The 10,064-nt window shown below is 39.8% G+C and carries 7 protein-coding genes; 2 read left to right on the forward strand and 5 right to left on the reverse strand.

The features are described from left to right. Nucleotides 1–8: 8 nt before the first annotated feature. The gene (gene acs / locus M9949_03365; GenBank protein MCO5250443.1) at nucleotides 9–1,901 is read right to left on the reverse strand and encodes an acetate--CoA ligase; all 1,893 of its coding nucleotides are present in this window, start codon (nucleotides 1,899–1,901) and stop codon (nucleotides 9–11) included. A 70-nt stretch (nucleotides 1,902–1,971) separates the two neighbouring features. Next, on the reverse strand, nucleotides 1,972–3,459 hold the full coding sequence (locus tag M9949_03370; protein MCO5250444.1) for a T9SS type A sorting domain-containing protein: 1,488 nt from the start codon (nucleotides 3,457–3,459) through the stop codon (nucleotides 1,972–1,974). Between the two features lie 141 nt (nucleotides 3,460–3,600). Between M9949_03370 and M9949_03375 the strand changes: the two genes are divergently transcribed. Then, nucleotides 3,601–4,674 carry a hypothetical protein gene (locus tag M9949_03375; protein MCO5250445.1) on the forward strand — a complete coding sequence of 358 codons (1,074 nt, stop codon included), beginning with the start codon at nucleotides 3,601–3,603 and terminating at the stop codon, nucleotides 4,672–4,674. Continuing rightward, a complete protein-coding gene (locus M9949_03380) occupies nucleotides 4,671–5,141 on the forward strand; it encodes a hypothetical protein (protein MCO5250446.1) in 471 nt (156 codons plus the stop codon). Before M9949_03375 ends, M9949_03380 begins: the two co-directional genes overlap by 4 nt. A 104-nt stretch (nucleotides 5,142–5,245) precedes the next feature. Here M9949_03380 and M9949_03385 read toward each other — a convergent pair whose 3' ends face one another. From M9949_03385 to M9949_03395, 3 genes are all read right to left on the reverse strand, one after another. Then, nucleotides 5,246–5,557, reverse strand: coding sequence for a GIY-YIG nuclease family protein (locus M9949_03385; protein MCO5250447.1), 312 nt, complete (start codon nucleotides 5,555–5,557; stop codon nucleotides 5,246–5,248). A gap of 329 nt (nucleotides 5,558–5,886) precedes the next feature. Continuing rightward, nucleotides 5,887–7,944, reverse strand: coding sequence for an acetate--CoA ligase family protein (locus tag M9949_03390; protein MCO5250448.1), 2,058 nt, complete (start codon nucleotides 7,942–7,944; stop codon nucleotides 5,887–5,889). 89 nt (nucleotides 7,945–8,033) lie between these two features. Beyond that, nucleotides 8,034–10,055, reverse strand: coding sequence for a hypothetical protein (locus M9949_03395; GenBank protein ID MCO5250449.1), 2,022 nt, complete (start codon nucleotides 10,053–10,055; stop codon nucleotides 8,034–8,036). Nucleotides 10,056–10,064: the final 9 nt, after the last annotated feature.

Genomic DNA, 10,064 nt, shown 5'->3' on the forward strand with positions numbered 1-10,064 from the left:
TAATCTCCCTACTCCTCAAGTGTCGAAAGATTGCCCGGGTCTTCTCCCATCGCTTGAGCTTTGAGCACTCGTCGCATGATTTTACCGCTTCGAGTTTTGGGTAATTTATCTACAAATTCGATATGCTGCGGTTTGGCTATCGGACCAACCTCATGAGCAATATGCTTGCGTAAATCTTCGATTAGTTCATCGCTTGGCTGTTGATTTTGCTTCAAAATGATATATGCATAAATCACATTCCCTTTAATTTCGTGCGGCACACCGATTGCGGCAGCTTCAGCCACGGCATGATGGCTGACGAAAGCACTTTCGATTTCAGCGGTGCCGAGCCTGTAACCGGACACTTTTATAACGTCATCCACTCTGCCGATAACCCAGATGTAGCCATCTTCGTCAATTTTGGCGCTGTCACCGGTCATGTACGCCCCGGGATATTTAGTCCAATATTGGTCAACCATCCGCTGAGGGTCGTTGAATATAGTGCGAACCATAGCGGGCCACGGAGTTTTGATAATCAAATATCCTTCCTCATTTGCTTTTACCGGATTTCCTTGCTCATCAACGACTTCCATTTTGATTCCCGGGAATGGCAATGAACCTGAGCCGGGCTTCAAAGGCATTGTTGGGAAGGGGGAAATCATGTGCATTCCGGTTTCAGTTTGCCACCATGTATCTATTACGGGGCAACGCTCGCGACCTATAACTCTGTAGTACCATTTCCAGGCTTCGGGATTGATTGGTTCGCCGACAGAGCCAAGAATGCGAAGTGACGATAAATCGTGACGGTTTGCCCACGAATCTCCGAAACGCATAAATCCGCGAATCGCCGTTGGAGCAGTATAAAGTATGTTAATCCCGTATTTTTCGATCATTTGCCACCAGCGATTAGGGTATGGATGGTAGGGCGCCCCCTCGTACATAAAAATAGTCGCTCCATTGAGCAGTGGTCCGTAAACGATATAGCTGTGTCCGGTAATCCAGCCAGGGTCGGCTGTGCACCAGATTCTATCGGAATCCTGAACATCGAGATAATACTTTGTCGTGACATAAGTCCCGACCATATATCCGCCATGAGTGTGCAAAATCGCCTTGGGTTTGCCGGTTGTGCCTGAAGTATATAAAATGAAAAGCGGGTCTTCGGACGAAGTTTCCTCAACTACGCATGGTTGATTTGCAATCGGCAATTTGATTAATTCGTGGTACCACATATCTCTGCCGGGCTCCATGTAAACTTGGTGCCCTGTGCGTTTGACTACGATGACGTGCTCAACTGTGCCTGCTCTCTGCAAAGCTTCGTCGGCTATATCCTTGAGTTTCACGATTTTGCCGCGTTGATAGGCTCCATCGGCAACAATTAAGACACGCGATTGGCTGTCTTCGATTCGTTCGGTTAGCGATTCGACCGAAAAACCACCGTAAACAACTGAATGCACGGCACCGATACGGGCACATGCAAGCATTGCGATGATAATTTCAGGCGTTCTGCCCATGTAAATCGTAACGCGGTCGCCTTTTTTGACAGCCATGCTTTTTAGTAGATTGGCAAATCGGCAAACGTCATTGTGCAACCTGAAATAGGACATAGTGCGGTGTTCGCCGTCTTCGCCTTCCCAGATTAGCGCCAATTTGTTACGGCGGTAAGTCTTGACGTGTCTATCCAAGCAATTATACGAAATGTTGGTGCGTCCACCTGTAAACCACTTGTAGAAGGGCTTTTCGGAATCATCAATCACCTTGTCCCACTTTTGGAACCAATCCAATTCATTGGCAAAATCTGCCCAAAAGCCTTCGTAATCTTGCTCTGCCCGTTTGTCGAATTCGCTTCTGTCTTTCAAATTCGCATTGGCAATAGTTTCCGGCGACGGATAATAAACATCGCCAGTCAATTCAATTTCTCCCATAGTCTTTCCTAAATTTCATTTTAAGCATATCATAAATTTACGAAATTTTCTGCAGGAATGAAAATATTTTTTAACGATTAACTATAAAAAGTTTGGGAATTTTTCTTCCACCGGATTCAATTAAAAGCAAATATGTTCCGTTTGCCAAATGTGAAATATCAATATTTTCATTGGAAATTATTTCTCTTTTTTCAAAAACAATTTGTCCGTTAATATTAATTATTTCGATATAATATTTTTCATTATTATTATAATTAATATTAATTGAATTTTGAGCCGGATTTGGACTAATTATTATATTTGGCGAAATATTATTATCTTCGATACTGCTGACATCAATTTCAATAGCACCAATCGAAGGAGGATTGCCGAATTTATTGCCATAATAATCATATTTAGCGTAATTATTTACGTAAGCTGCCCCTTTTATAACAGAATTTTGCGAGGGAATTAAATTTGAATCCGTTAAATTTGTAAACAGTGGGTCAATACCGCGGATACTGTTTAATTCTGAAACCGGAACATTTGGCGAAATCCAATCAACATTTTCATGATTGTACCAAAGATTATTTCTAAAAGAATATGATTCGGATAATGTATTTGGACCAATATTTATTGAAGGCGATGCAGCAGCATTAGACAAATAGACAATATTATTTGAAAATTCATTGCCTGCATCAAATTGCATCTGAGCATGATTATTTTCACGTAAAATCCTGATCACCCATTTTTCGGGATTAATTATTGTATTATTTATGACTTTCGAATTGCGCGTCCCGACATAAGCAAAAGGAGCTTGTGAACCGAAAAATATATTCGCAAAAACGATAATTTCCTCCGATTCGGCAGGTGCATCAAGAGGACGGAAGTATTCCATTCCTGTGCTTCCACCAATATTCAAAGCTCGCAAGCCACCATTTATGAACAAGTTGCGAGAGATTTGAATATTTTTTGTTCCACCTTTGGCTTGGATAGAATTAGAGCCACCGTTTCGAAAAACATTATTTTCGATAATACCATCGTGGCACCCGACCATATCAATGATACTCCCACCTGCCGAGCCATTCGCAAAGCTACAATTAGTGATGCTGAAATTCACAACACCCGACATTTTCAAGCAATCATTATTGCCGCTTGCGTTCATCCCGAGCCACTTGCAATCATCAATTGTGATGTTGAGAGCGGGATTGCTGAAGTCGCCACCGTCATCGATATTGACACCATTTTGGGTTTGCCCTTCGAATGCCAAACGCGAAATGTGCAAATTTGCAGGATTTGACAATTGAAAGGCACTGCCACCACCGCTGAACAAAATATAATCGCCAGTCCCTGATGTGATTACGATAGGCAAATCCGCAGTGCCACGAAGGTCGGAAATATAGCTCGATTGTGTAATCGGGCTGTCGAAAAACAAAATCGTATCGCCCGGGACAGCTTGATTTGCTGCTTGGGTAAAGCTCGCAAATTCATACGAAGCGCCCACTTTCAAAGTTCTCGCACCCGAAACGCTCGCCATTGCAAACATCAGAAGAATAACACATAAAGTAACATTTTTCATTTTTTTCACCTTTTATATTGAAAAATTTGTACAAAGATACGATTTTTCTTGGATAATATAAATATTGTGATTAGTTTGTAAATGGAATTGTTACATAGACGGTATTACATTTTTCATTTTAAATTTTTGATATAAAAGCTTATGAACACATTAATAATATTATTTTTTTTGAAGAGCTTATTTGGAAATGTTTCCGAGTATGAAATTCCTGCAGAAGGATTATCGAGAATAAGTTGGGTTGATATTGTTGAGATAAACAACAAAATGTACTATTACGATAGAATGTTAACTCAAGATTGCTCAATCGAGTTAGTAAACATCGAAGATTCAACTGATGTTTTAAAACTTCTCATTGATGTTGATTGGCTCTATACAAACAGTTGCGAGAAATACCTCATGACAAATATTTGTAGCGACGCTGATACATTGATCTTTTGCGTTGCAAAAAAAGTAATAAGATATGTGTATGATGGGTCAAATGAGTTGAAGTTGGATAATATTTACGACTTGGATGAAATTTTTAAACAGAAAAGACTTTACTATGCAAGTAGACTTATACTTGATAAAGGTGTTTTAATCGGGTTATCTGACTCATACAGACCAAAAAGCTCTAATAAGGACGATTTATTTAGTTGGCAGCTCAGTCTTTCTGATACTAATCATCGTTTTATAAATATTGAATATACTAAAGGCTTTTATTGGACCTTATTTCAACCGAGAAATGTAATTGATTATTTTCAAGGGTCATATGCCGTGACTGATATTACCAACTACAGCATCTATATTAAAGATAAAAATTTTCAAACCCTAGATACTTTGACCCGAAAATTCGATAATTGGAAAGCAAATACTTATGAACTTGAAAAATTTGATGGCAAGCACCCAATGGCAGTGATTGATTTCTTGCAATCCGACACCGCTACAAGAAATTTGATTCATAGAGTGAATTTTCTTGATGCAAATCACTTACTTGTTTGTTATTCGGATAATGATGATTTATTTTTAGATAGTTCTCATTCACTTTACAATTTAAAATATGACATTTGGGCTAAGAAAGACAATCATTGGTTCTTAGAGTCATCAGATATTTCTTTATCCGAGGACAAGATGCATAATAGCTATATTTTGCAACATAAAAATCACTCTAACATGATTTATAACTTTGACTATGGCTCAGATGGATTTTACAAACTGGTTTTACGGAAGTCGAATTGAAATTTTTATTATTAATATTGGGTTTTCAGGCTCTATTCACATCAGATTTGAAAGAAGTTGACGAAGCCTTCTTTGAAAATAGCCTTGTTATTGTACTAAATTCACCTTATTGCAGTGATTGTTTGGACATTATCGAAAAGTCATCATACTTATGGAAAGAAAAGCTAAAAACAATAGTCATAACAAAATCAGTGAAGATAAAGAAAAGTGCTCAGGTCGCTGCTTTTGAGCTTAAGAAAAAATTAAAATATAATGAAATCCTCTTTGTTGAATCTTCGCCCCGCAACTTCATGTCTAATATTAAATTTAGAGATACTGAAATATCAAAGAGCCCTGCAATCATTATCAGATACCAAGATAAGGAAGTATTGTTGATGTTTGATGATTTATTTGCAAAGAAATATACTCCAAAAAGCGTATCTGAAACAATAAAGTTGAAGTTAAAAGAGCTGGATGTGATTAAGTAGGTTATTAGTATTTGTCATTCTGAACGAAGTGAAGAATTCATGTATTCATGAAAACTTGATTCTTCGACTTCGTCTCAGATTGACCAACTGATGATGTACTCCCGTCATTCTGAACGAAGTGAAGAATCCAGAAACCACTCTTCACTTAAATCATACCATTCAGGATTAATTGATTCTATAAGTGTTATTTTTTTAGCTCTTAAAAAACCTTTAATTTGCTTTTCTCTTTCAATTGCACTTACAATATTTCCGCAATCTTCAAAGTAAACAAGATTATGAACTGAATATTTTTTTGTAAACCCATCAATCAAGTTGTTCTTATGTTCATAGACTCTTTTAAATAAATCAGACGTGACACCTGTATATAAGGTTCCATTTCTTTTAGACGCCATGATATAAACATATCCCTTTTTCATAATTACACCTCTTCAGTTCTCCCGTCATTTTGAACGAAGTGAAGAATCGATGTATTTTTAAAACTTGATTCTTCATCTGCGGCTCAGAATGACCAAATTATGTTATTCTCCAATCCATGTATTCTTGAAAACTTGATTCTTCACCTGCGGCTCAGAATGACCACAAAATGATGTCTTACCGTCATTCTGAACGAAGTGAAGAATCCATGTATTTTAAAACTTGATTCTTCACCTGCGGCTCAGATTGACCAACTTATGTTATTCTCCAATCCATGTATTTTTTAAAACTTGATTCTTCACTTCGTTCAGAATGACTAAACCTCTACCCCTTACTCCCGTTCTATTCTGATTCTGCCGTCAACGGCGATTACAGAGTCGGATTTGCCTAATAGCGGGTTCAAATCGAGCTCGACGATTTCGGGTGCGGCTGCGAGCAAAGCACTGAGCCGCTCAATAATATCAGCCCAAATTTCCTTGTTTACACCTTCTCGCTTGCGCACACCTTCAATTAGTTTGTATGATTTCAGTTCGCTCATCATTTTCAGCGCTTCCTCTTTGCTGATTGGAGCCAAGCCCGAAGCGACATCTTTCAGCACTTCGATGAATATTCCGCCGAGACCAAGCAAAATGATATGCCCGAAGTCGGGTTCTTTCATTGCCCCTACGAATAGCTCGGTGCCGTTGAACATCGGTTGGAGCAAGACGCTTGTGCAATCTTTTATTTCAATCATTCTATCAAATTCTTTGCGGATGATGTCGGGGTGACGGATATTGAGCACAACTCCGCCGACGTCAGTCTTGTGCACAGGTCCTACAACTTTCATCACGATTGGATAGCCCAATTCTTCGGCGTATTGCACGGCTAACTCGGCAGTATTTGCCAGCTTTTCCGGTACGCGCGGAATCCCCGATGCGTCAAGCAAGGTTTGGATTTTATCGGGGCTTAGGTAACCGGAATCGCTGGATTCGATAATTTGGCGAATAGTCGCGACGTCAATTGTCGGCAAATCGAATTCTTTCGCGGGTTTAGGCGTGTGATAAACTTTGGTGAGTGCGTTGCCGATAGCGACTTCGTCAGTAAAATCAACTCTGCCGAGCGACAAAAAGTGCTTGACCGCTTTTTCGGCTTGGACAACTGATGGCAAACAGGGGTAAATCGGCTTTTTGCACCATTTCATTTTTTCGTGAAGAACATCGTAAACACCCGTCACGTCGAACATTCCGGTTGTGCCGAAGATGACAACTGAGCCGTCAATATTATCAAATTCCCTATCCACGTATTCCAGAATAGTGCCGAGTTGGTCGGCTGTTCCGGTAGCGAGGAAGTCAATCGGATTTGAAACCGACGAGCCATGATAAAGTTGGGCTAAAAGTTCATCTGCTGCCGGACCTTCAATCTTGGGGATGTTCAAGCCACCTTTAGCTAAAGAGTCAGTCAGCATCACTCCGGAGCCTCCTGCATGGGTAATAACGGCAATGTTGGGACCTTCCAATTGCTTGTGAAGCAAAACTCCGCCTACATAGAAAAGCTCTTGACGCGAGAAACATCGCACCACTCCGGCTTTACGGAACAGTGCATCAACCGCTGCATCAGAACCTGCCAAAGCACCTGTATGCGATGAAACGGCACGGGAACCGGCTTCTGTCGTTCCGGCTTTGATTGCTGCAATCCTGCAACCCTTCATAATCAAGGAGCGGCAATGTTTGAGAAGTTTTTCGGGCTTTTTGATTTGCTCAAGGTAGAATAACTTCACTTTGGCGCTTGTTTTTTCGTCGTATGTTTCGTCCCAATACTGGAGAATTTCCTCAACACCGATTTGGGCGCTATTGCCGACAGATAAGATGCTGTTGAACATCAATCCGCGTGGCACTGCCATTTCGAGTATGAAAGCGATTGTAGCCCCCGAAGCTGAAACCAAATCGCAACCTCTGTTGCTGAGTTGGGGCACTAATCCTGCAAAAACGCCCTTGTAATGAGGAGTCATCACACCGATGCAATTCGGTCCGATTAGAGTTCCACCAACGCTTTCCACCACTTTGACGATTTGTTGTTCGAGCTTTTTGCCCGATTCGCCAAATTCGCTAAATCCGGCTGACAAAATTATGAAAGCCTTCGTACCTTTAGATTTGGCAAGGATTTCTATAGTTGGGAGGCAAAATTTAGCCGGAATAGCCAAAATCGCCAATTCGACATTGTCAATTTCAGCGACATCCTTGAAGCACCGCACACCCTGCACGATTTCCTCTTTTGGATTGACAGCGGATAATTTCCCTCGGAAGCCGCCATCAATAATATTTTTCAGTATCTTACCACCCGGCTTTTCAACATCGTTCGAAGCCCCAATTATCACTATGCTCTTAGGAGCAATCAATTCATTTACTATCATTTACATTCTCAATTTTATTTTTCAAATAATATTGTTATTCAAATCACAATATATGAAAGATTTCCCATATAACAGCAATTTATTGTGAATTATTTTGCTTTGGGGACGTAATTTATCACTACCGGATTGCTCAAACGCCATTTTTCGTCGCGAGAATAGATATAATATGTACATTCGCGAGTAATATCAATATCCCAATCCATGAATCTGCTCTTATCAGCTTTTAAGACAGCCAAATCAACCATCGGACTGCCTTCTTCGGCATAATTTCGCTGAATGAAGAAGCCTACTACACGCTCGTCTGCGGGCGCTTTCCATTCGATATTGACATATTTTTCTTCTTGAATTACTTGAACCGAATCCGGTGGTCGTGGAGCTTCATCCTCAATTTCGAGCCGTCTTGTGCGTGAAAACGGGGATTCATTTCCGGACAAATCAACTGCGGAAACTTTGAAATAATGCTCTTTGCGTTCGCTGATTCGGTCGGAAAATGTAAGAGAATTAGTTTCGGTTTTGAGCGTGAAATTGCTCGAGTCGCCGATTGAAAGATATAATCGATATGCTTTCAAGTCACTATCGGGAGATTTTGTCCAGTTAACGAAATATCTATCGTCCTCTTCGTAAATGCTTGTCATTTCGGGCGTCAATGGCGGTACTACATCAATTACTCGCACTATGACTCGCTCCGATGGAAGTGAACGGTTGTAACTTTTGTCGAGTGCATAAACAAAATATGCAATATCGCTTTGCGACTCGCGACGCACGGTGTCAATAAATTCAGTTCCCGTAATTGGCTTTTCGTTTACCAGAAATCGAGTTGCAAATCTCGAATCGGATGAGCGCTCAATTTGATAGCCGAGCAAATCATGTTCGGTATTTGCTTCCCAACTTAGTTTGATAGCGCCTGTATCCCCGACTGCCACAACGCCGACAGGTGCAGAAGGCGGTATATAATCATCAATGATAAAAGTGAGAGTATCGGATGTCTCACTACGTGCCCCGCTTTGACCGATTGCAACGAGATAATAACTGTAGAATTCGCCTTCTCGGACATCAGCATCAGTCCAAGTTGTGATTCCGGCATCATATTGAGCGTCCAAAGTCGGAAATACTTTTACGAAATTGTCAGTATCGCCAATTGATTTAAATATTTCGTAACCAATTGGTCTGACACGAGATATGTTTCTCCATGATAATTTAAGTCTGCCGCCAAATTCATTAATTGTAATGTCTCCCGGAGCCAAGGGGACACGATTATCCGACGGAACTACTTCATAAACCGAAGTACGTTGACTTTCAAAACCAAAAGTATTAACTCCCGTTAAATAATAATAATATGTTTTTCCATTAATTAGATTCGCATCCACAAAATTAAAATAATTAGTGTCAACTTCGACTTCTTCGCCTGTTAATACTCCTTGGAACATATCTGCAAAATTTACAATTAAATATGGACCGGTAATATTATCGGCACGATAGATATTAAAATTAACAGCTCTCCCTGATTGCAATACGTCTAAATTTCGTGCCCAAATAATATTTGCGGAATTATTTAGCGGATTAATTGAAATATCATCAGGAGTGGGTACAATGTCATCAATTTTCGGGTCAATAAATTCGCTTGTGATATAATGCAATTCATCAGCTGCTCTCATGGAATTAATCTTATATCGAACTCTTTTACCGGTTTCGGGCGCATCGAGAAAAGAAGTTCCTGTTAGCTCGGAAATCAGTGGCTGAGTGACTGACAGTGCGTTCAACATTGAATAAGCTTCTGCATTATTTTGCCAAGCGATGATATCCGATTTCGTAATATTTCGTTTTTCACGTTTTACACCCATTAAAGATAAATAAATAGAGCCGTAATATTCTCCACCAATATAAACAATTTCGTCAATATCCGTAATTAATTTCAGTGGTTTTTGATTTATTTGTTCCCATGTATCACTATTTTCATATTGACGATAAACATTAAAATGCTCATGATTATTATCTCGCAAATATTCCCATTTCAAATAAACATTCCCTGCATTTCTGAAAATTAAATACGCAGGGTCTTGCGAATAAATTGCAATTGAATAAAATAGAAATATTAAAATTAACTTTTTCATTTTTTCACC

Origin of the sequence: Candidatus Kapaibacterium sp., assembly GCA_023957315.1 — a bacterium.
GTDB lineage: Bacteria > Bacteroidota > Ignavibacteria > Kapaibacteriales > UBA2268 > PGYU01.